The following is a 19,292-nucleotide window of genomic DNA, read 5'->3' as shown; positions in this document are numbered from 1 at the left end:
GCACGGGGCCGGCCGCCAAGGGGGAGCTCATGACCACCACGCCGTCCCGCACGCCCGCCGCCGCCGTGCGAGACCCTGCCGGATCCCAGGTCGGGCGCGTCCTGCTGGCGCTTTCGGCCGCGCTCAGCCCGCTGCTGCTCGCCGTCACCATCGGCGTGCTGCCGTACGGCACCGACGACTCGACGAGGGAGATCGTCACGGCCATCGCCGAGGACGAAGCACTGGTCGAGCTCGCGCAGTGGGCCTGGGTGTTCGGACTGGTCCTGCTGGTGCCGGGCACGCTCGCGGTGGGCCTGCTGGCCATGACGCGGGCCCCGAAGCTCGGCCTGTGGGGGCTCGTCGTGCTCGGCACCGGCTGGATGGCGATCGCGACCACGCCGTCCATGGACCAGGTCGTGCTGGGCGGCCTCGACGAGGGCGTGAGCCGGGAGGCACTGGTCGACGTCACGGACGGCACGTTCGCGCTCGCGGTGAACGCGATTCCGTCCTTCTACTTCGTCGCCGCCCACGTCATCGGCGCGATCCTGCTCGGCGCCGCCCTGCTGCGGGGCCGGACGGTCCCGGTCTGGGCGGCCTGGCTGCTGATCCTGTCCATGCCGCTGAACGTCGTCGGCTTCGCGAGCGGTCTGCTGCCGGTGACCGTCCTGTCGTTCCTGATGATGGCCGTCGCCTTCGGTGCCGCGGGCCTCGTCGTCGCCCGCCACGGCACCGGCTGGGTGCGGGCGCGATAGACCGACCGCAAGAGACCCGGGACCGACGGGGGAACGGGGAAAACGAGGCGCCCGGCGGACTGATCGCTTCAGTCCGCCGGGCGCCTCGGGACGTCGTACCGGAAAGGCCGTCAGTCCTTGATCTCGCAGATCGCCGCGCCGGATGTGATCGACGCGCCGACGTCGGCGGACAGGCCCTTGATGGTGCCGGCCTTGTGCGCGTTCAGCGGCTGTTCCATCTTCATCGCCTCGAGTACGACGATCAGGTCGCCCTCCTGGACCTCCTGGCCCTCCTCGACCGCGATCTTGACGATCGTGCCCTGCATCGGAGAGGCGAGGGTGTCGCCGGAGGCCGCCGGGCCGGACTTCTTGGCCGCGCGGCGCTTGGGCTTGGCGCCCGCCGCGAGGCCGGTGCGGGCCAGGGACATGCCCAGCGAGACCGGGAGGGAGACCTCCAGGCGCTTGCCGCCGACCTCGACGACCACCGTCTCGCGGCCGGCTTCCTCGTCGACCTCGATGTCCGTGAGGGCGGCGAAGGGCTTGATCTCGTTGACGAACTCGGTCTCGATCCAGCGGGTGTGGACCGTGAACGGGTCGGCGGAGCCGGTCAGCTCGGGAGCGAACGCCGGGTCCTTGACGACCGCCCGGTGGAACGGGATGGCGGTGGCCATGCCCTCGACCTGGAACTCCTCCAGGGCGCGGGCGGCCCGCTGCAGGGCCTGCTCGCGGGTGGCGCCGGTGACGATCAGCTTGGCCAGCAGCGAGTCCCAGGCCGGGCCGATGACCGAGCCGGACTCGACGCCCGCGTCCAGGCGGACGCCCGGGCCGGACGGCGGGGCGAACGTGGTGACCGTGCCGGGGGCCGGGAGGAAGCCGCGGCCCGGGTCCTCGCCGTTGATGCGGAACTCGAAGGAGTGGCCGCGCAGCTCGGGGTCGCCGTAGCCGAGCTCCTCGCCGTCGGCGATGCGGAACATCTCGCGGACGAGGTCGATGCCGGCGACCTCCTCGGTGACCGGGTGCTCCACCTGGAGGCGGGTGTTGACCTCCAGGAAGGAGATCGTGCCGTCGACGCCGACCAGGAACTCCACCGTGCCGGCGCCGACGTAGCCGGCCTCCTTGAGGATGGCCTTGGAGGAGGCGTACAGCTCGGCGACCTGCGCGTCGGAGAGGAAGGGCGCCGGGGCCTCCTCGACCAGCTTCTGGTGGCGGCGCTGGAGGGAGCAGTCGCGGGTGGAGACCACGACCACGTTGCCGTGCTGGTCGGCCAGGCACTGGGTCTCGACGTGCCGGGGCTTGTCCAGGTAGCGCTCGACGAAGCACTCGCCGCGCCCGAAGGCGGCGACCGCCTCGCGGACCGCCGAGTCGTACAGCTCGGGCACCTCTTCGAGGGTGCGGGCGACCTTCAGGCCGCGCCCGCCACCGCCGAAGGCGGCCTTGATCGCGATGGGCAGGCCGTGCTCCCGGGCGAAGGCGACGACCTCCTCGGCACCGCTCACCGGGTCCGGCGTGCCGGCCACCAGCGGGGCGCCGGCGCGCTGGGCGATGTGCCGGGCGGCCACCTTGTCGCCGAGGTCGCGGATGGCCTGCGGCGGCGGGCCGATCCAGATCAGCCCCGCGTCCCCGACCGCCTGGGCGAAATCGGCGTTCTCGGAGAGGAATCCGTAGCCGGGATGGATGGCGTCGGCGCCGGACTCACGCGCCGCGTTCAGCACCTTCTCGATGTCGAGATAGCTGGTCGCGGGAGTGTCACCGCCCAGGGCGAACGCCTCATCCGCGGCGCGGACATGCAGAGCGTCCCGGTCCGGGTCGGCGTAGACGGCCACGCTCGCGATACCGGCATCCCGGCAGGCCCGGGCCACGCGGACAGCGATTTCGCCACGGTTGGCGATGAGCACCTTGCGCACGATTGAGGCTCCCTCCTTGAAACAAGCCGAGTTTAGGGACTGCCGACACGACACTTCGACCCGTGCCGACTGGTGAGCTTGCCCACACGGAGCGTGATGCGGGGCCGGCCCGACCGTGAAATCCCTTGTCGCACCTAGGAACGCAGGACTTCTGTCGAAACCCTAGCCCTCCTTTGTGGCCAAGGTCTCTATGAGAGCGTGCTGCGGGCCACAGGGTTTCTTTGTGGAGTCCCTACGAATGGCCCAATGATTCTTTGCCCTCCGCCGGAGTCTTGTCCGTGGGTTTACCCGTTAGTAGCGTTCGGTCTGTCCCGAACGTACTTCGGGTAACGGCAGCCTTGCTCGAGTGGTACTCGAACAGCTGGTACTCGAACAGCTCGGAAGTGGGTGGGACCGGTGGTGCGCAGACCGGTGGCGTGGATCGTGGCGGTCGTGCTCTTCGTCGAGGCGCTCGGGGTCGTCGGGCTGAACTGGCTCCTGGGGACGGTCGTCGACAACCAGCAGATGTCCCTGGCCGGGCTCGACCCGGACGTGATGTCCACGTCGTCGAAGGTCAGCGGCTTCGTCTTCGGCCTCTACTTCGTGCTCTGCGGCGTGGTCGCGCTCCTGGTCGCCCTGCGCAACCGCCCGCCGGCCGGCCTCGGCCGCGTCCTGCTGATCAGCGCGGCCGTGGTGCACGCCCTGCTGGGCGCGTTCGCGTGGGGGCTGATGGGCCGGCCCGAGTTCGTGTTCATGATGGTGGTGCTGGCGCTCATCGTGCTGCTGCTGATGACGTACGACAGGCAGGGTGAATCCGGGTCCGGGCCCGAGCCCGCCGACGAGGCGCCGGACGGCACCAAGGGCGGCGGCTCGCCGCTCACGCCCCCGCAGGCGCCCAGCACCCCCTGACCGCCCCTTTCGGTCACTTGTCCTAGGGCGTCCACAGTTCCGTGATGCCGACGCCCAGTTGGGCCAGCAGCCGCCGTACGAGGGGCAGGCTGATGCCGATCACGTTGCCGTGGTCGCCGTCGATGCCGTCGATGAACGGGGCCGAGCGGCCGTCGAGGGTGAACGCCCCGGCGACGTAGAGGGGTTCGCCCGAGGCGACGTATGCGGCGATCTCCTCGTCGGTCGGCTCGCCGAAGCGGACGACGGTGGAGGCGGTGGCGGAGGCGTACCGCCCGCTGCGCGTGTCGTAGACGCAGTGCCCGGTCTGGAGCGTGCCGGCGCGGCCGCGCATGGACTTCCAGCGGGCGGTGGCCTCCTCGGCGTCCGCCGGCTTGCCCAGGGCCTCGCCGTCCAGGTCGAGCACCGAGTCGCAGCCGATCACCAGGGCGCCCTTGACCTCGGGCTTCGCCGCCACCACGGAGGCCTTCGCCTCGGCCAGGGCGAGGGCCAGTTCGGCGGGGGTCGGCGCGCTGACGGCGTCCTCGTCGACGCCGCTCACGATCACCTCGGGGTCGAGTCCGGCCTGGCGGAGCAGACCGAGCCGGGCGGGGGACTGGGAGGCGAGGACGAGTCGGCGGCGCGGCTGATCAGTCATGCGGCCAGGGTATCGGCGGCCGTTCCAGGGGGCTCACCTCACCCCGAGCACGATCATCGCCAGCACCATGGCCAGCGCCATGAGGACACCCAGCCGCCGAAGCATGGCCTGCGTGTCACGCAGTTCCTTCGGCGGCTCGTTCTCGGGGTCGGACCACAGCATGGTTTCCAGCGTGCGGGGGTTTCGTGGAGGGCGCCTGAGTACGCGTACTCAACTTCCCACCGGCGGGTCGTAAAAGGGTCTGTCGTTCCGTTAACCTAAAAGAACTTCAGTCCCGTTTGGAGAGGACGTGTCATGTTCACCGCTGCCTGGACCGCGTCACCCCAGCTGCCCGCCGAGGGCTTCACCCCCAACTGGTCCCGGGAGGGCTTCTGGCGCCAGTCCGTCCGTCAGGTCGTACGGCTGACCGCGGGCGGCGGCCGGGTCCGGATCCGGCTCTCGAACGCGTACGGCACCTCGCCGCTCCGCGTCGCGGGGGCCACGGTCGGCCGGGCGACCGCGGGGGCCGCGGTGGAGTCACCGACGCGGCTCACCTTCGAGGGGGCGTACGACGTTTCGCTTCCGGCGCGCGGACACGCCGTCAGTGACGCCGCCGAACTCGCCGTGGCGGCCGGGGAGCCGGTGACGGTCACGCTGTACTTCGACGCGACGACCGGCCCCGCGACCTTCCACGCCCAGGCCTTCACGACCAGCTACCGGGGCGAGGGGGACCTGCTCGCGGACACCGGCGGCGAGGGCTTCGACGCGAGCACCGAGTCCTGGTACTTCCTGTCCGCCGTCGAGGTCGACGGAGGCCGCACCGACGGCATCGCCCTCTTCGGCGACTCGATCACCGACGGGTTCGGCTCCACGCCCGGCGCCGACCGCCGCTGGTCCGACGCGCTGGCGCGGCGCACCGGGCGGCCGGTCCTGAATGCCGGGATCGGCGGGAACCTGCTGCTCAACGACTCAGCGTGGTACGGGGAGAAGGGCGTCCACCGGTTGCGGCGGGACGTGCTGGAACTCGCGGGGGTGGACACCGTGGTCGTGCTGATCGGGCTGAACGACATCGGGTTCAGCGAGACCGACGAACAGCCGACGTACAAGCCGGCACCGGTGGTGGAGGCGGCGGACGTCGTCGCCGGCCACCGGGAGTTGATACGGCAGGGCAGGGAGCGCGGGCTTCGGGTGATCGGCTGCACGCTGCTGCCGTTCGCGGGGTCGGACCACTGGGGTGAGCATGCGGCCAAGGCGAGCCACGAGGCCGACGAGTGGATCCGGTGCGCGGGGGAGTACGACGCCGTGGTGGATCTGCGGCGTGCCCTGGCCGATCCGGCGGACCCGGACCGGCTGCGGGCCGCGTACGACTTCGGCGATCACCTGCACCCCAATGACGAGGGGTACGTCGTGATGGCCGAAGCCGTCCTGCGCCGTTTGTGACTGCGGGTGCGTGGGGGCGGGCCGCGCCCACGCGGCGGAGCCGCACATTGATCCAGCCCCGCGCCCCTGGGGCGTGTTCCTCACCCGGGCCAGTAGGTGCGGCCCCACGCCGTCGGCCCCGGCTGCGGGAGCCGGTGTGCCGCGATGCGGGCCGGGTCCGCCCAGGCGTCCTGGGAGGCGGGTGCGCCGGGCGGGGTCGCTGCCGCCGCCGCGGCGCGGGCGCGGACCACCGCCAGGGCGGCGGCCAGCTCCTCCGGGGTCGGGTTGCCCCGTACCACCTTGATCGTCATGACGGCTCCTGGAGGTCCTAGAGGGGGATGTTGCCGTGCTTCTTCGGGGGCAGGGTTTCCCGCTTGGTACGCAGCTGACGCAGGCCCCGTACGACGTGCCGGCGGGTGTCGGACGGCATGATCACGGAGTCGATGTAGCCGCGCTCGGCCGCGATGTAGGGGTTGAGGAGGGCGTCCTCGTACTCCTGGATGAGCCGCGCCCGGGTCGCCTCCAGGTCCCCGGCGGCCTCGGCCTCGGCGATGGTCCGGCGATGCAGGATGTTGACCGCGCCCTGGGCGCCCATCACGGCGATCTGGGCGGTGGGCCAGGCCAGGTTGAGGTCGGCGCCCAGATGCTTGGAGCCCATGACGTCGTAGGCGCCGCCGAAGGCCTTGCGGGTGATGACGGTGATGAGCGGGACCGTCGCCTCCGCGTAGGCGTAGATCAGCTTGGCGCCGCGGCGGATGATGCCGTCGTGCTCCTGGTCGACGCCCGGCAGGAAGCCGGGGACGTCCACGAAGGTGATGACCGGGACGTTGAAGGCGTCGCAGGTCCGCACGAAGCGGGCCGCCTTCTCGCTGGCCCTGATGTCGAGACAACCGGCGTACTGCATTGGCTGGTTGGCGACGATGCCGACGGGACGGCCCTCCACCCGCCCGAAGCCGGTGAGGATGTTCGGCGCGAACAGCGGCTGCGTCTCGAAGAACTCGGCGTCGTCCAGGACGTGCTCGATCACCGTGTGCATGTCGTACGGCTGGTTCGCGCTGTCCGGGACGATCGCGTCCAGCTCGCGGTCCTCGTCGGTGACGGCGAGGTCCGCCTCCTCCGGGAACGCCGGGGCCTCGCTGAGGTTGTTGGACGGCAGGTACGACAGCAGCTGCTTGACGTACTCGATGGCGTCCTTCTCGTCCCCGGCCATGTGGTGCGCCACACCCGAGGCGGAGTTGTGGGTGCGGGCGCCGCCCAGTTCCTCCATGCCGACGTCCTCGCCGGTGACCGTCTTGATGACGTCCGGGCCGGTGATGAACATGTGCGAGGTCTGGTCGACCATGACGGTGAAGTCGGTGATCGCCGGGGAGTAGACCGCGCCGCCCGCACAGGGGCCGACCACGAGGCTGATCTGCGGGATCACGCCGGACGCGTGGGTGTTGCGGCGGAAGATCTCGCCGTACGCGCCGAGGGAGGCCACGCCCTCCTGGATGCGGGCGCCGCCGGAGTCGTTGATGCCGATGACCGGGCAGCCGGTCTTCAGCGCGAAGTCCATCACCTTGACGATCTTCTGGCCGTACACCTCGCCCAGGGCGCCGCCGAAGACGGTGAAGTCCTGGGAGAACACGGCGACGGGGCGGCCGTCGACGGTGCCGTACCCGGTGACCACGCCGTCGCCGTACGGGCGGTTCTGGTCGAGGCCGAAGTTGGTGGAGCGGTGCCGGGCGAACTCGTCGAGCTCGACGAAGGAGTCCTCGTCGAGCAGCAGCTCGATCCGCTCCCGGGCCGTCAACTTGCCCTTGGCGTGCTGCTTTTCGACGGCGCGTGCGGAGCCGGCGTGCGTCGCTTCCTCGATGCGGCGCTGGAGATCCGCGAGCTTGCCCGCGGTGGTGTGGATGTCGATCCCTTGGGTCTCGTGGATCGCGTGACGCTCTTCCGGCTCGGACATCGGGATGCGGCTCCCTGCCTGCTCAAAAGGGGGGACGGTTACTCATCCGTAGAGTAGTGCGGTGCCTACCCATCGGCAGTGCGGCGTTTACCACACCTAGGGTGGGTTGCATGACGCCGCAAGATGCCTCAGACGACAGCCGTTGGTCCGACCTGGACCGCCCTCCGCTCAATGGTGCCTCGCTGCGCAGGGCACTGGTACGGGACGGCGGCCTGTGGTCCGGGGTCGAGATCGTGCAGCGCACCGGCTCCACCAATTCCGACCTGGTGGCCCTGGTGGCCGAGGGCAGGGCGGCCGAGGGCGCGGTCCTGGTGGCGGAGGAGCAGTCGGCCGGGCGGGGCCGTCTCGACCGCCGGTGGACGGCACCGCCCCGCTCGGGGCTGTTCTTCTCCGTCCTGCTGAAGCCGGGCGGGATCCCGGTGGCCCGCTGGGGCTGGCTGCCACTGCTCACCGGGGTGGCGGTGGCGACGGGGCTGTCGCGGGTGGCGGGCGTCGACACGGCACTCAAGTGGCCCAACGACCTGCTGGTGACCGTGGGCGGCGAGGAACGCAAGGCCGGCGGCATCCTCGCCGAGCGGGCCGGGGACGACGGAGTGGTCGTCGGGATCGGCATCAACGTCAGCCTGCGCGCGGACGAGCTGCCGGTGCCGCAGGCGGGGTCGCTGGCGCTGGCGGGCGCCGTGAACACGGACCGGGATCCGCTGCTGCGGGGAGTGCTGCGGTCGCTGGAGGAGTGGTACGGGCGCTGGCGGGCGGCCGGGGGCGATCCGGCGGCGAGCGGTTTGCAGGAGACGTACGCGGCGGGATGCGCGACGTTGGGAAGGGTGGTGCGGGCGGAGCTGCCGGGAAATCGGTCGGTGGTCGGCGAGGCGGTGGCGGTCGACGGGGACGGGCGGCTCGTGATCGCCACGGAGGAGGGAGTGCAGGAGCCGGTGGGGGCGGGGGACGTGGTGCACCTGCGGCCCGCGTAGGAGCTTGGGGCTCCGCCCCGGACGTGAAGCCCCTCTCTCCTCCCGGAGTGAGCTGGCGCACACCTGCCGTAGAGTTGAGGCCGGTCGATACCTGACCGTGACAGATCGGAAGGGCAGCAGGCGTGACCGTCGACGACACGGGCTCCGGCGCGGACGCGGACGGCCGGGCAGACCCCGATGCCGCCGAGTCCGGCGAGGGCGAGGACCCGCTCGCCCTCCGCATCGAACAGCTCATTCTGGGCGCCGAGCGGCGCTACACCCCCTTTCAGGCGGCGCGCAGCGCGGGCGTCTCCGTGGAGCTGGCCACCCGCTTCTGGCGGGCCATGGGCTTCGCCGACATCGGCCAGGCCAAGGCGCTCACGGAGGCCGACGTGCTCGCGCTGCGCCGGCTCTCCGGTCTCGTGGAGGCGGGGCTGCTGAGCGAGGCGATGGCCGTGCAGGTGGCGCGCTCCACGGGGCAGACCACCGCCCGGTTGGCGGAGTGGCAGATCGACTCGTTCCTGGAGGGGCTGACCGAGCCGCCCGAGCCCGGCATGACCCGCACCGAGGTGACGTACCCGATCATCGAGCTGCTCCTGCCCGAGCTGGAGGAGTTCCTCGTCTACGTCTGGCGTCGCCAGCTCGCCGCCTCGGCCGGCCGGGTCGTCCAGACCGCCGACGACGAGGAGATGGTCGACCGGCGCCTGGCCGTGGGCTTCGCGGATCTCGTCGGGTTCACGCGGCTGACCCGCCGGATGGAGGAGGAGGAGCTCGGCGAACTCGTCGAGGCCTTCGAGACCACCGCCGCCGACCTGGTCGCCGCGCGCGGCGGACGGCTCGTCAAGACGCTCGGCGACGAGGTGCTGTACGCGGCGGACGACGCCGGGGTCGCCGCCGAGATCGCCCTGAGGCTCATCGAGACCATGGCGAACGACGAGACGATGCCCGAGCTGCGGGTCGGCATCGCCTTCGGCACGGTCACCACTCGTATGGGCGATGTCTTCGGTACGACGGTGAACCTCGCCTCCCGGCTGACGTCGATAGCCCCGCGCGACGCGGTCCTCGTCGACAGCGCCTTCGCGGAGGAACTGATCCGCACCGGCGAGGCCCCCGCCTCCGAGGCGGAGGCGGCCGAGGCCGCGGCGACCGCCGAGAAGGAGGGCGAGGAGCCGCCGACCTACCGCTTCGCGCTGCAGCCGATGTGGCAGCGGCCGGTGCGCGGGCTCGGCGTGGTCGAGCCGTGGCTGCTGACGCGGCGGGCCGGGGAGTCGTAGTCCCCGGCAGCGCTTTCAGTGATGCCGGGCCGCCAGCGGGTGGTCCACGCACACGGCGATGACCGGCAGGCACAGACCGGGCCGGTCCGGGTGGTCCGGCTGCGGGGCCGGCGGAGTCGGCGTGCTGCTCGGCGCGGGGGCCGGGGTGCCGGCGGCGGACGTCGCCGGCGGCCGGGGTGCGGCGGGCGCCGCGCTGCCGGTCGGCTTCGGTGCTTCGGGGACGGACGTGGGCGTCGGCCGGGACGACCCCGCGGTCGGGGCGGGGGTCGCGAGGGACACGCCCCTGGTGGGCAGCGCGCTCGGACCGCCCAGGACGGTGGTCGCCGACGGGCTCACCTCGGGGGTGACGGCCGCGACCGTGGCGGCCGTGTCGGCCGACCGTTCCGGGCCGGTCTCCGGGTCGGGACGGGGCTCCACCTCCGCACTGCCGAGGCCGCCGACGCCCGCGTCGGGGGTCAGCCGTACGAAGCTCAGCGCGCCCGCCGCCAGGGCCAGGCCGCCCGCCGCCAGCAGCACCTTGCGGGGGCGGGGGCGCCGGTGCCGGCCGCGGGGCGTCCAGAGCCGGGTTCCGGTGCCGTACGACTCCGGCGGTACGGCTTCGTCCGCCGCGCTGTCTCTTTCCGCCCACGCCGCCGGTGTGTCCCTCGTCGTCATCGCGATCCCTCCCCGTGCGCCCGCGCCCCCTGTGCGCTGTGGCGGACGCACGTTATGCGCTCCCTTGTGCAGTGGAACGGGAGTCGGGCGGGATGTCACTCGAACGGGGTGTCGGGCGCGGAAGCGGGAACCGGCCCGCCCTTTCCCCGGCGGGGCTCGGCTGCGATGATCGGAGCGAAGGACGTTAACCGTCGTTAACCGGGAGGGTGTCATGAGCGAGGAGCGGTTCGGGGAGTTCGTGCTGGTGCGGCGACACCCGGAGGGGGCTGACGGGGTTGACGGGGCTGACGGTCATGTCGCGGAACTGGCCCTGGACCGGCCGAAGGCCATGAACGCCGTCTCGACCGAGATGGCCCGGTCGCTGGCCGGGGCGTGCGCGGCGCTGGGCGCGGATCGTGAGGTTCGGGTGGTCGTGGTGACCTCCACCCATGAGCGGGCCTTCTGCGTCGGCGCCGACCTCAAGGAGCGGAACTCCTTCACCGACGCGGATCTGGTGCGGCAGCGGCCGGTGGCGCGCGGGGCGTACACCGGGGTCCTGGAGCTGCCGGTCCCGACGATCGCCGCCGTGCACGGGTTCGCGCTGGGCGGGGGCTTCGAGCTGGCGCTCGCCTGCGACCTGATCGTGGCGGACCGTACGGCCGTGGTGGGGCTGCCAGAGGTGTCGGTCGGCGTGATTCCCGGCGGCGGCGGCACGCAGTTGCTGCCGCGGCGGGTGGGGGCCGCCCGGGCGGCCGAGCTGATCTTCACGGCGCGGCGGGTGGAGGCCGGGGAGGCGGCCTCGCTGGGCCTCGTCGATGTGCTGGTGGAGGAGGGACGCGACCGCGAGGAGGCGTTGGCCCTGGCGTCCCGGATCGCGGGGAACTCGCCGGTGGGGCTGCGGGCGGCGAAGAAGGCGCTGCGGCTGGGGCAGGGGCTGGATCTGCGGGCGGGGCTGGAGGTCGAGGACGCGGCTTGGCGGGCGGCGGCGTTCTCGGGGGACCGGGCGGAGGGGGTGGCGGCGTTCAACGAGAAACGGCGTCCCTCTTGGCCGGGGGAGTAGAGCACCGGGGTTGCTGCCGGGGGGTGGGTCGCGCAGCCCGGCGCTGACGGGGTGCCGCTGCGCCCACCTTCCCCCACTCTCGACTTCGCTCGAGCGGGGGGACCCCCATCGCCCCAGCGGCACGACTGCCCGCAGCTGACGCGGTTACCAGGGGCGACGGTCACCCCTGCGGCGCGGAAAGTGACCGGTTCGCCCCGAAACTCCCTAGCCTGGTGTGATGGGTGAGGACAGTCGGCTCGCGGGCGTCGTCGCGTTGGCTCAGGGCATGGCCGCGGCGCACAGCTCACGGGAGGTGTGGTGGGCTGCCGCGAGCGGAGCGTGCCGCGCGCTCGGCGGGAGCTTCGCCGCGCTGTCGGTGTGGGAGCGGGACCTCGGCCGGCTGCGGGTGCTGGTGAACGTGGGGGAGCGGGCCGAGGACGAGGAGGAGTTCCCGGACGACGAGGCCTACCCGGTGCACCAGTTCGCCGAGATCACCGAGTTCCTGCACGAGCGCTGGGCCGGCGGCGGCGAACCCAACGCCTGGGTCGAGACCGCCGAAGGACCCGCCGCCGGCCGTCGCCCCGGTTACGTCCACCAGCGCGTCGCCGCCCTGCGGCGCAGAGGCCGCGGGTGCTGCGTCGTCGCGCCGATCGTGCTGCACGGCCGGGCCTGGGGCGAGCTGTATGTGGCCCGTCCCGTCGGCGGGCCGGTCTTCGGCCGTGAGGACGCCGACTTCGCCACCGTGCTGGCCTCCGTCGTCGCCGCGGGCATCGCCCAGACCGAGCGGCTGGAGGAGGTGCGGCGGCTGGCGTTCACCGACGCGCTCACCGGCCTCGCCAACCGCCGGGCCGTCGACGCCCGCCTGGACGAGGCCGTCGAGCGGCACCGCAGGGACGGGGCGGTCGTCAGTCTGGTGGTCTGCGACCTCAACGGGCTCAAGCGCGTCAACGACACCCGCGGCCACGCCGTCGGCGACCGTCTCCTCGAACGCTTCGGTTCGGTCCTCTCCCTCTGCGGCGCCATGCTCCCCGGCACGCTCGCCGCCCGCCTCGGCGGTGACGAGTTCTGTCTGCTCGCGGTCGGACCGCCCGCCGACGAGGTCGTCAAGGCGGCCGACGAACTGTGCCGCAGGGCCGCCGAGCTGGAGCTGGGGGAGGGCGTCGCCTGCGGGGTCGCGTCCACCGAGGACCCCATCGGACCGGTGGGCTCCGCCCGTCGGCTGTTCCGGCTGGCCGACGCGGCCCAGTACCGGGCCAAGGCCGAACGGGCCACGCGCCCGGTCGTCGCCGGACGGCAGGGCCCCGACGACCCCGTCGTACGACTGGCCGACGAACCCTCCGCCGAGCAGCCGCCCGGCGAGCGCCGCCGCTTTCGCGGGCGTGGCTGAAGTGTGACCCGTCGGTAAGGGGCAAACCCGGCCCCCACTGGTGACATCCTCGAATTCACTGCGTACGCTCCTGAATATGGATATGCACACTGTGGTGGTGGGGACGTCCGGGGTCACCGCGTCCGACGTCCTCGCCGTGGCGCGCGCCGGCGCCCGGGTCGAGCTCTCCGCGGAGGCGGTCACGGCCCTGGCCGCGGCCCGCGGCATCGTGGACGCGCTGGCGGCCAAGCCCGAACCCGTCTACGGCGTGAGCACCGGCTTCGGCGCCCTGGCGACCCGGCACATCAGCCAGGAACTGCGGGCCCAGCTGCAGCGCAACATCGTCCGCTCGCACGCCGCCGGCATGGGACCGCGGGTCGAGCGGGAGGTCGTACGGGCCCTGATGTTCCTGCGGCTGAAGACCGTCTGCTCGGGACACACCGGCGTCCGCCCCGAGGTCGCGCAGACCATGGCCGACGTCCTGAACGCCGGCATCACCCCGGTCGTCCACGAGTACGGCTCCCTCGGCTGCTCCGGCGACCTGGCCCCCCTGTCGCACTGCGCGCTGACCCTCATGGGCGAGGGCGACGCCGAGGGCCCGGACGGCGCCGTACGGCCCGCCGGCGAACTCCTCGCCGAGCACGGGATCGCCCCCGTCGAACTGCGCGAGAAGGAGGGCCTCGCCCTCCTCAACGGCACCGACGGCATGCTCGGCATGCTGGTCATGGCCCTCGCCGACCTGGACACCCTCTACAAGTCCGCCGACATCACCGCGGCCCTCTCCCTGGAGGGCCTGCTCGGCACCGACAAGGTCCTCGCCCCCGAGCTGCACGCCATCCGCCCGCACCCCGGGCAGGGCGCCAGCGCCGCCAACATGCTGGCCGTACTGAAGGGTTCGGAGCTCACCGGGCACCACCAGGACGACGCCCCCCGCGTCCAGGACGCCTACTCCGTGCGCTGCGCCCCGCAGGTCGCCGGCGCCGGACGGGACACGCTCGCACACGCCCGTACGGTCGCCGAGCGGGAGCTGGCGTCGGCCGTCGACAACCCGGTGGTGCTGCCCGACGGACGTGTCGAGTCCAACGGCAACTTCCACGGCGCCCCGGTCGCCTACGTCCTCGACTTCCTGGCCATCGCCGCCGCCGACCTCGCCTCCATCGCCGAGCGCCGCACCGACCGGCTGCTCGACAAGAACCGCAGCCACGGGCTGCCGCCGTTCCTCGCCGACGACCCGGGCGTCGACTCCGGGCTGATGATCGCCCAGTACACGCAGGCCGCGCTGGTCAGCGAGATGAAGCGGCTCGCCGTACCGGCGTCGGCGGACTCGATCCCGTCCTCCGCGATGCAGGAGGACCACGTCTCCATGGGCTGGTCGGCCGCCCGCAAGCTGCGCACGGCCGTCGACAACCTCACCCGGGTCATCGCCATCGAGCTGTACGCCGCCACACGCGCCGTCGAGCTGCGCGCGGGACTGACCCCGGCGCCGGCGTCCCGGGCGGTCATCGACGCCGTACGGAAGGCGGGGGTCGAGGGTCCCGGGCCGGACCGCTTCCTGTCACCCGACCTCGCGGCGGCGGACGCGTTCGTACGCGCCGGGAAGCTGGTCGCGGCGGCTCAGACGGTCACCGGGCCGCTGCAGTAGCAAGAAGAACGGGCCTTGTCGGTCGGAAGACCGACAAGGCCCGAGGGGTCACTTGACCTTGGCGGCCTGCGCGTCGATCACGGCCGCCGGGACGTCGTACGGCTTGCCGGAAGACATGAGCGCGAAGTTCACCGAGTAGTACGTGGCGATGGTGCTGCCGTGCCGCACCACCTCGGTGTGGAAGGTGCCCGACTCGCCGTCCGCGCCGGAGTCCACGGCGAACGCCACCGACTCGTCACCGGCGCCCGATGCCTTCTCGGGGGCGATCTTGGTGATCTTGGTGTTCGTGCCGTCGGCGGTGAAGCCGAAGCCGCCGGAGCAGGCCTCGACCCCGTCGGAGACGGCCTTGAAGGCCTTCTCCGCGCCGTCGCCCTCGTACGAGGAGAGGCCCACATAGGTCGCGGTGAGGTTGAAGGCCTCGGCGAAGTCGTCCGTGGAGGAGGCGTCCGTCGGGGCGTCCTGGGTGACGGTGTTGCTCGCCGTCGCGTCCGTGTCGCCCGGCGGCAGCGCGGCCATGGCGTAGGCGACCGGCTCGCACTCGGCCTTGTCGATGTTCTTCAGCACGCTCTTGGACTTCGGCAGGGTGTCGTCGCCCGAGGTGACCTTGTACCCCTCGATCTCGCCCTCCGCCAGCAGCAGCTTCTCCAGCTCCGCCGCGTTGTACGCCTTCGCGGCCGCGGTCGGTGACGAGGACGAGGAGGATCCGGAGTTCGCGGAGTCCTTGGAGTCGTCCGATCCCTCGTCGGAGCAGCCGGTTATCAGGGCGAGCGACAGCACGCTCACGGCAACCGTGGCGCCCATGCGCGCGCCCGTTGATCTCTTCATGAGCGGACTATGAAGGTTTGCTCAAGAACGCGTCAAGTGGGTTTAGAAACCGAGGCGTTCGCGACGTACCGAATAGACGACAAACCCGGCACCCAGCGTCAGGAAGACGGTCCCGCCGGCGATGTACGGCGTGGTGTCGAAGCTGCCGGTGTCGGCGAGCCGGGTGGCCTCGCCGGTCGTGCTGCTGGTGTCCGTGGACGCGGCCCGTGCCTGGGTCGTGACCTGCGACGTCGGGGTCGCGGAAGGCTCTGTTCTCGCCGGCTGGTCCCCCGACGCGTTGGCGGAGGGAACGAACCACAGGGCGCCCAGAAGGGTCCCCGCGGCGGTGGCGGTCAGCAACGGACGGCGAGCGGATGACACGGAATATCGATCCCCTTGTGGCGCTGGTGAATTGGCCGTGTGGTGCGATGTTAGTGAAAGGCGCGGGTCACGGGAAAGTCACGGGAGGCAAGCGCCGTACGCTCCGGACATGAGCACTCCAGAGACATCACGATTTGTACGGCTTCGCGTCGAGCTGGTCCTCGAGGTCGACGATGCCGAGGCCGTCACCGAGGCCGCGCTGGGGCGGATCGCGGGCGACACCGACATGCCGGCCGACGAGCGGGCCCATGCCGAGACCGCTGTGACGCAGGACACGGCGGAGGGTCTCGCGTATCTCGTCGACCCGTTCGACCTGGTCAGCGAGATCCCGGGGGTCGAACTCGCCCAGGCGTCCTGGTCCAGCGAGCGGATCGACTACGACCCCGATTCGCCCGACTGGGACCTCGACGAGGATGATGTCGACGAAGAAGACGAAGACGACGCGGCGACGGACGAAGACGAGTACGACGGCGACGGCGATGCCGCGGACGACCACGAGGACGAGCGGGTCGGCTGACGTTCCTTGGGGAAATCGTGACCCCGGACGGCAACCGCTGTCCGGGGTTTCGTCGTCTCATGGGGCGCACGGACCGACACCGACACCACTCGCCTCCACGGACGTGGTGTGCCCCACACCTGCGGAGCATGTGGAACGGGATGAACCGGTCGTAGCGTTGAAGGTCTTGACGGGGACTCTCTGGGGTTTTGGGGATTCGGCAACGATGGAGAAGCGTGTGATGACCAACAGTAGGCGGCGCAAGGGCCTGACGGTCGCGTCCGCACTGCTCGGCGGTGTGCTGGTGCTTTCGGCCTGTTCCAGCGGCGGCGACGACGCCTCCGCGGGCGACGGCGGCAAGGACACCTCACAGGCCAAGGTCGACGAGGCCGCGGCCGAGAAGACGTCCGAGGCCCAGATCAAGATCACGCCGAAGGACGGTTCGGACAACGCCTCCATCAACAACTCCGCCGCCGTCACCGTGAGCAAGGGCACGCTCACCGACGTGTCGATGACGACCGCCGACGGCACCGCGGTCGACGGCGAGATATCCGCCGACAAGACCAGCTGGAAGCCCAGCGTCCAGCTGGAGCGGTCCACGACCTACAAGCTGGCGGCGGAGGCGAAGGACGCGGACGGCCGCGTCGCCCACGAGAACGCCTCGTTCACCACGGTCTCGCCGACCAACAGCTTCATCGGCACCTTCACGCCGGACGACGGCACCACCGTCGGCGTCGGGATGCCCGTGTCGATCAACTTCGACAAGGCGATCACCAACAAGGCGGCCGTCCAGAAGGGCATCACCGTCTCCTCCACCAGCGGCCAGGAAGTCGTCTGCCACTGGTTCAACGCCAACCGCATGGACTGCCGGCCCGACGACTACTGGCAGGAGAACTCCACCGTCACGCTGAAGCTCGCGCTCGACGGTGTCGAGGGCGCGGACGGGGTCTACGGCGTCCAGCAGAAGACGGTCACCTTCAAGACCGGCCGCAACCAGGTCACGTACGTCGACGCGAAGACCAAGCAGATGAAGGTCACGCAGGACGGCAAGACCGTCAAGACCATCCCGATCTCCGCCGGTTCGCCCGACAACAAGACGTACGAAGGCCAGATGGTGATCTCCGAGAAGTTCAAGGAGACCCGGATGAACGGCGCGACGGTCGGCTTCACCGACGACGACGGCAAGGGCGAGTACGACATCAAGGACGTACCCCACGCCATGCGTCTGACCACCTCCGGCACCTTCGTGCACGGCAACTACTGGGGCGCCGACTCCATCTTCGGCAGCGTCAACACGAGCCACGGCTGCGTGGGTCTGAACGACACCAAGGGCGCGAACGACCCGGACACCGAGGGCGCGTGGTTCTACAACAACTCGATCGTCGGTGACGTCGTGGTCGTCCAGAACACCGGCGACAAGACGGTCGCGCCGGACAACGGTCTCAACGGCTGGAACATGAGCTGGGCCGACTGGAAGGCCGGTTCGGCGGTCTGAGCGACCCGGAGTTCACAGCTTTCCGATGCCGCCCCAAGGGGCGGCATCGGTGTTTCCGGGGCCGATCACAGCGTTCTCATCCTTCTCTTATTTCTGCCTTATCCCTTCATCACGCGCCGTGCCTACCTTGCGGCCATGTTCTTCACCTACCTGAGGCGCGAGTTGCGCCGCCGCAGAAAAGCGGCCCTCGTCGTCGCCTCCGGCCTTGCGCTCGGTATCGCGCTGGTCATCGTGGTCAATTCCGTGTCCTCGGGCATGGGCAAGGCCCAGGACAAGGTCCTCCAGTCGCTCTACGGCCTGGGCACGGACATGACGGTCACCAAGGCGGCCCAGCCGCAGGCCGACGCCTCCGACCGCCCCCGCTTCCAGTTCGACGCCCAGGACGGCGGCTCCGACGCGGAGCAGAGCACCGATCGCGTGGTGGTGCAGGGCTTCGAGACCCTCTCCACCGCGACCGTCACGAAGGTCGGCGACCAGACCGGCGTCTCGGACGCGGTGGGCGGCCTCAGCCTGCAGGTCATCAAGGTCACCGGCCAGTTCACCCCCGGCCAGTTCGAGCAGGGCGAGGGCGGCGCTCCCGGCGGCCAGGGCGGCGGCACCGGTCAGCCGCAGGGCGAAGTACGGGGCGGCGGCGCCGACTTCGACGTCAACAACTACTCCGTCTACGGCACCGACGTCACCGAGCCGGCCCTCGGCCCGCTGACCTCCTCCAAGATCACCAGCGGTCGTACGTTCACCTCGTCCGAGAAGAACGCCAAGGTGGCCGTCGTCGACTCGGCGTACGCCAAGGAGAAGAAGCTCAAGGTCGGCAGCACGGTCACCATCAAGAGCGTCAAGTACAAGGTGATCGGCATCGCCACGGCCGACAGCGGTGACGCGGCGGCCAACGTCTACATCCCGCTGACCCAGGCCCAGACCCTCAGCGACTCGAAGAACAAGGTCACCACGGTCTACGTCCGGGCGACCGACTCCCAGAAGATCGACAGCGTCAAGTCGGCCATCCAGAAGAACATCTCGGGTACGACGGTCACGACCTCCGCGGACCTCGCGGACACCGTGTCCGGCTCCCTCTCCACGGCCTCCTCCCTCGCCACCAGCGTCGGCAAGTGGCTGTCGATCGCGGTGCTCATCGCCGCGTTCCTGGTCGCCGGTCTGCTGACCTCCTCGGCCGTGTCCCGGCGGGTGCGCGAGTTCGGCACGCTGAAGGCGCTCGGCTGGAAGTCGGGGCGGGTGACCCGGCAGGTCGTGGGCGAGGCGATGGTCAACGGGTTGCTGGGCGGTGCGCTGGGCATCGCGCTCGGCCTGGCGGGAGCGTACGTGGTGACGGCCATCAGCCCCACGCTGCAGGCGCAGTTGGGCGGGGGCGGCGGCACGGGCGGTCCCGGCGGCTTCGGCGGTCCCGGCCGGCAGGCGGCGGCCAGGACCCTGGACGTGGCCCTGACGGCACCGGTGAGCGTGACGACGGTGGCGATCGCGGTGGGCCTGGCGGTGGCGGGCGGCCTGATCGCGGGAGCGTTCGGCGGCTGGCGGGCGTCCCGTCTGCGACCGGCGGACGCACTGCGCCGAGTCGAGTAACCCCGGGTTCGGTTGCAACCGACGGGATTCGTCCCACCTAAGGGGCGCGGGGCTGTGTCCATGTGCGGCTCCGCCGCGTGGGCGCGACCAGCCCCCACGCGCCCGCAGCCGAACAACAGCCGTACCACCCCAGAACCCATCCCAGGAGTCACCCA

19 protein-coding genes are annotated in these 19,292 nt (G+C 71.3%); 11 read left to right on the top strand and 8 right to left on the bottom strand.

The genetic code is table 11. The features are described from left to right. The first annotated feature begins 29 nt into the window (after positions 1 to 29). Positions 30 to 731, top strand: coding sequence for a hypothetical protein (locus tag OG252_RS20225; RefSeq protein WP_329337712.1), 702 nt, complete (start codon positions 30 to 32; stop codon positions 729 to 731). Between the two features lie 110 nt (positions 732 to 841). On the opposite strand, the gene OG252_RS20220 is transcribed toward OG252_RS20225, so the two are convergent. Further along, the gene (locus OG252_RS20220) at positions 842 to 2,614 is read right to left on the bottom strand and encodes an acetyl/propionyl/methylcrotonyl-CoA carboxylase subunit alpha (protein WP_329337710.1); all 1,773 of its coding nucleotides are present in this window, start codon (positions 2,612 to 2,614) and stop codon (positions 842 to 844) included. Positions 2,615 to 3,010: 396 nt separating this feature from the next. Between OG252_RS20220 and OG252_RS20215 the strand changes: the two genes are divergently transcribed. Beyond that, complete coding sequence (locus OG252_RS20215) at positions 3,011 to 3,502, top strand: hypothetical protein (RefSeq protein ID WP_329337708.1); 492 nt, start codon at positions 3,011 to 3,013, stop codon at positions 3,500 to 3,502. Positions 3,503 to 3,524: 22 nt separating this feature from the next. Here the strand turns inward: OG252_RS20215 and OG252_RS20210 are convergent, their stop codons facing one another. Further along, the gene (locus OG252_RS20210; protein WP_266434516.1) at positions 3,525 to 4,136 is read right to left on the bottom strand and encodes a Maf family protein; all 612 of its coding nucleotides are present in this window, start codon (positions 4,134 to 4,136) and stop codon (positions 3,525 to 3,527) included. A gap of 33 nt (positions 4,137 to 4,169) precedes the next feature. After that, entirely contained in the window at positions 4,170 to 4,298 is a 129-nt protein-coding gene (gene mmpB / locus OG252_RS20205; RefSeq protein ID WP_266434514.1) for a morphogenic membrane protein MmpB, read from the bottom strand. Positions 4,299 to 4,430: 132 nt separating this feature from the next. Here mmpB and OG252_RS20200 point away from each other — a divergent pair, with 132 nt between their 5' ends. Further along, on the top strand, positions 4,431 to 5,555 hold the full coding sequence (locus tag OG252_RS20200; protein WP_329337705.1) for an SGNH/GDSL hydrolase family protein: 1,125 nt from the start codon (positions 4,431 to 4,433) through the stop codon (positions 5,553 to 5,555). A gap of 80 nt (positions 5,556 to 5,635) precedes the next feature. Here the strand turns inward: OG252_RS20200 and OG252_RS20195 are convergent, their stop codons facing one another. Both OG252_RS20195 and OG252_RS20190 read right to left on the bottom strand, forming a co-directional pair. Next, positions 5,636 to 5,845: an acyl-CoA carboxylase epsilon subunit gene (locus OG252_RS20195; RefSeq protein ID WP_266434510.1), complete on the bottom strand. Its 210-nt coding sequence runs from the start codon at positions 5,843 to 5,845 to the stop codon at positions 5,636 to 5,638. Between the two features lie 17 nt (positions 5,846 to 5,862). Beyond that, positions 5,863 to 7,482 (bottom strand): acyl-CoA carboxylase subunit beta, encoded by a 1,620-nt coding sequence (locus OG252_RS20190; protein WP_266434509.1) that lies wholly within the window; start codon positions 7,480 to 7,482, stop codon positions 5,863 to 5,865. Between the two features lie 110 nt (positions 7,483 to 7,592). Between OG252_RS20190 and OG252_RS20185 the strand changes: the two genes are divergently transcribed. Next, on the top strand, positions 7,593 to 8,453 hold the full coding sequence (locus tag OG252_RS20185; protein WP_329337702.1) for a biotin--[acetyl-CoA-carboxylase] ligase: 861 nt from the start codon (positions 7,593 to 7,595) through the stop codon (positions 8,451 to 8,453). A 122-nt stretch (positions 8,454 to 8,575) separates the two neighbouring features. Then, positions 8,576 to 9,706 carry an adenylate/guanylate cyclase domain-containing protein gene (locus tag OG252_RS20180; RefSeq protein ID WP_266434505.1) on the top strand — a complete coding sequence of 377 codons (1,131 nt, stop codon included), beginning with the start codon at positions 8,576 to 8,578 and terminating at the stop codon, positions 9,704 to 9,706. 15 nt (positions 9,707 to 9,721) lie between these two features. On the opposite strand, the gene OG252_RS20175 is transcribed toward OG252_RS20180, so the two are convergent. Continuing rightward, positions 9,722 to 10,360 carry a hypothetical protein gene (locus OG252_RS20175; protein WP_329337699.1) on the bottom strand — a complete coding sequence of 213 codons (639 nt, stop codon included), beginning with the start codon at positions 10,358 to 10,360 and terminating at the stop codon, positions 9,722 to 9,724. Positions 10,361 to 10,571: 211 nt separating this feature from the next. Here OG252_RS20175 and OG252_RS20170 point away from each other — a divergent pair, with 211 nt between their 5' ends. The 3 genes from OG252_RS20170 to hutH all read left to right on the top strand — a co-directional run bounded on the left by OG252_RS20170 (position 10,572) and on the right by hutH (position 14,386). Beyond that, positions 10,572 to 11,399 carry an enoyl-CoA hydratase/isomerase family protein gene (locus OG252_RS20170; RefSeq protein ID WP_329337697.1) on the top strand — a complete coding sequence of 276 codons (828 nt, stop codon included), beginning with the start codon at positions 10,572 to 10,574 and terminating at the stop codon, positions 11,397 to 11,399. Between the two features lie 217 nt (positions 11,400 to 11,616). After that, the gene (locus tag OG252_RS20165; RefSeq protein ID WP_266434499.1) at positions 11,617 to 12,765 is read left to right on the top strand and encodes a GGDEF domain-containing protein; all 1,149 of its coding nucleotides are present in this window, start codon (positions 11,617 to 11,619) and stop codon (positions 12,763 to 12,765) included. A gap of 82 nt (positions 12,766 to 12,847) precedes the next feature. Then, entirely contained in the window at positions 12,848 to 14,386 is a 1,539-nt protein-coding gene (gene hutH / locus OG252_RS20160; protein WP_266448131.1) for a histidine ammonia-lyase, read from the top strand. Between the two features lie 48 nt (positions 14,387 to 14,434). On the opposite strand, the gene OG252_RS20155 is transcribed toward hutH, so the two are convergent. Both OG252_RS20155 and OG252_RS20150 read right to left on the bottom strand, forming a co-directional pair. Further along, positions 14,435 to 15,211 (bottom strand): hypothetical protein, encoded by a 777-nt coding sequence (locus OG252_RS20155; RefSeq protein ID WP_329337694.1) that lies wholly within the window; start codon positions 15,209 to 15,211, stop codon positions 14,435 to 14,437. Between the two features lie 42 nt (positions 15,212 to 15,253). Continuing rightward, on the bottom strand, positions 15,254 to 15,571 hold the full coding sequence (locus tag OG252_RS20150; RefSeq protein ID WP_266434495.1) for an LAETG motif-containing sortase-dependent surface protein: 318 nt from the start codon (positions 15,569 to 15,571) through the stop codon (positions 15,254 to 15,256). Positions 15,572 to 15,680: 109 nt separating this feature from the next. On the opposite strand from OG252_RS20150, the gene OG252_RS20145 reads away from it, so the two are divergent. The 3 genes from OG252_RS20145 (at position 15,681) to OG252_RS20135 (ending at position 19,137) form a co-directional block, all read left to right on the top strand. Continuing rightward, the gene (locus OG252_RS20145) at positions 15,681 to 16,088 is read left to right on the top strand and encodes a hypothetical protein (RefSeq protein ID WP_329337692.1); all 408 of its coding nucleotides are present in this window, start codon (positions 15,681 to 15,683) and stop codon (positions 16,086 to 16,088) included. A 205-nt stretch (positions 16,089 to 16,293) separates the two neighbouring features. Then, on the top strand, positions 16,294 to 17,562 hold the full coding sequence (locus OG252_RS20140) for a L,D-transpeptidase (RefSeq protein ID WP_406494983.1): 1,269 nt from the start codon (positions 16,294 to 16,296) through the stop codon (positions 17,560 to 17,562). A gap of 135 nt (positions 17,563 to 17,697) precedes the next feature. Continuing rightward, positions 17,698 to 19,137, top strand: coding sequence for an ABC transporter permease (locus OG252_RS20135; RefSeq protein ID WP_266434489.1), 1,440 nt, complete (start codon positions 17,698 to 17,700; stop codon positions 19,135 to 19,137). Positions 19,138 to 19,292: the final 155 nt, after the last annotated feature.

The organism is Streptomyces sp. NBC_01352, assembly GCF_036237295.1.
GTDB lineage: Bacteria > Actinomycetota > Actinomycetes > Streptomycetales > Streptomycetaceae > Streptomyces > Streptomyces plumbiresistens.
The sequence above is the reverse complement of the archived record's forward strand: the minus strand, read 5'-3'. Positions and strand labels throughout refer to the sequence as shown.

Coding starts and splice junctions, on each gene's coding strand:
- OG252_RS20170 (WP_329337697.1), top strand. CDS start 10,572: ATGAGCGAGGAGCGGTTCGGGGAGTTCGTGCTGGTGCGGCGACACCCG.
- OG252_RS20155 (WP_329337694.1), bottom strand. CDS start 15,211: ATGAAGAGATCAACGGGCGCGCGCATGGGCGCCACGGTTGCCGTGAGC.
- OG252_RS20165 (WP_266434499.1), top strand. CDS start 11,617: ATGGGTGAGGACAGTCGGCTCGCGGGCGTCGTCGCGTTGGCTCAGGGC.
- OG252_RS20195 (WP_266434510.1), bottom strand. CDS start 5,845: ATGACGATCAAGGTGGTACGGGGCAACCCGACCCCGGAGGAGCTGGCC.
- mmpB (WP_266434514.1), bottom strand. CDS start 4,298: ATGCTGTGGTCCGACCCCGAGAACGAGCCGCCGAAGGAACTGCGTGAC.
- OG252_RS20175 (WP_329337699.1), bottom strand. CDS start 10,360: ATGACGACGAGGGACACACCGGCGGCGTGGGCGGAAAGAGACAGCGCG.
- OG252_RS20200 (WP_329337705.1), top strand. CDS start 4,431: ATGTTCACCGCTGCCTGGACCGCGTCACCCCAGCTGCCCGCCGAGGGC.
- OG252_RS20140 (WP_406494983.1), top strand. CDS start 16,294: ATGGAGAAGCGTGTGATGACCAACAGTAGGCGGCGCAAGGGCCTGACG.
- OG252_RS20190 (WP_266434509.1), bottom strand. CDS start 7,482: ATGTCCGAGCCGGAAGAGCGTCACGCGATCCACGAGACCCAAGGGATC.
- OG252_RS20185 (WP_329337702.1), top strand. CDS start 7,593: ATGACGCCGCAAGATGCCTCAGACGACAGCCGTTGGTCCGACCTGGAC.
- OG252_RS20145 (WP_329337692.1), top strand. CDS start 15,681: ATGAGCACTCCAGAGACATCACGATTTGTACGGCTTCGCGTCGAGCTG.
- OG252_RS20225 (WP_329337712.1), top strand. CDS start 30: ATGACCACCACGCCGTCCCGCACGCCCGCCGCCGCCGTGCGAGACCCT.
- OG252_RS20210 (WP_266434516.1), bottom strand. CDS start 4,136: ATGACTGATCAGCCGCGCCGCCGACTCGTCCTCGCCTCCCAGTCCCCC.
- OG252_RS20135 (WP_266434489.1), top strand. CDS start 17,698: ATGTTCTTCACCTACCTGAGGCGCGAGTTGCGCCGCCGCAGAAAAGCG.
- hutH (WP_266448131.1), top strand. CDS start 12,848: ATGCACACTGTGGTGGTGGGGACGTCCGGGGTCACCGCGTCCGACGTC.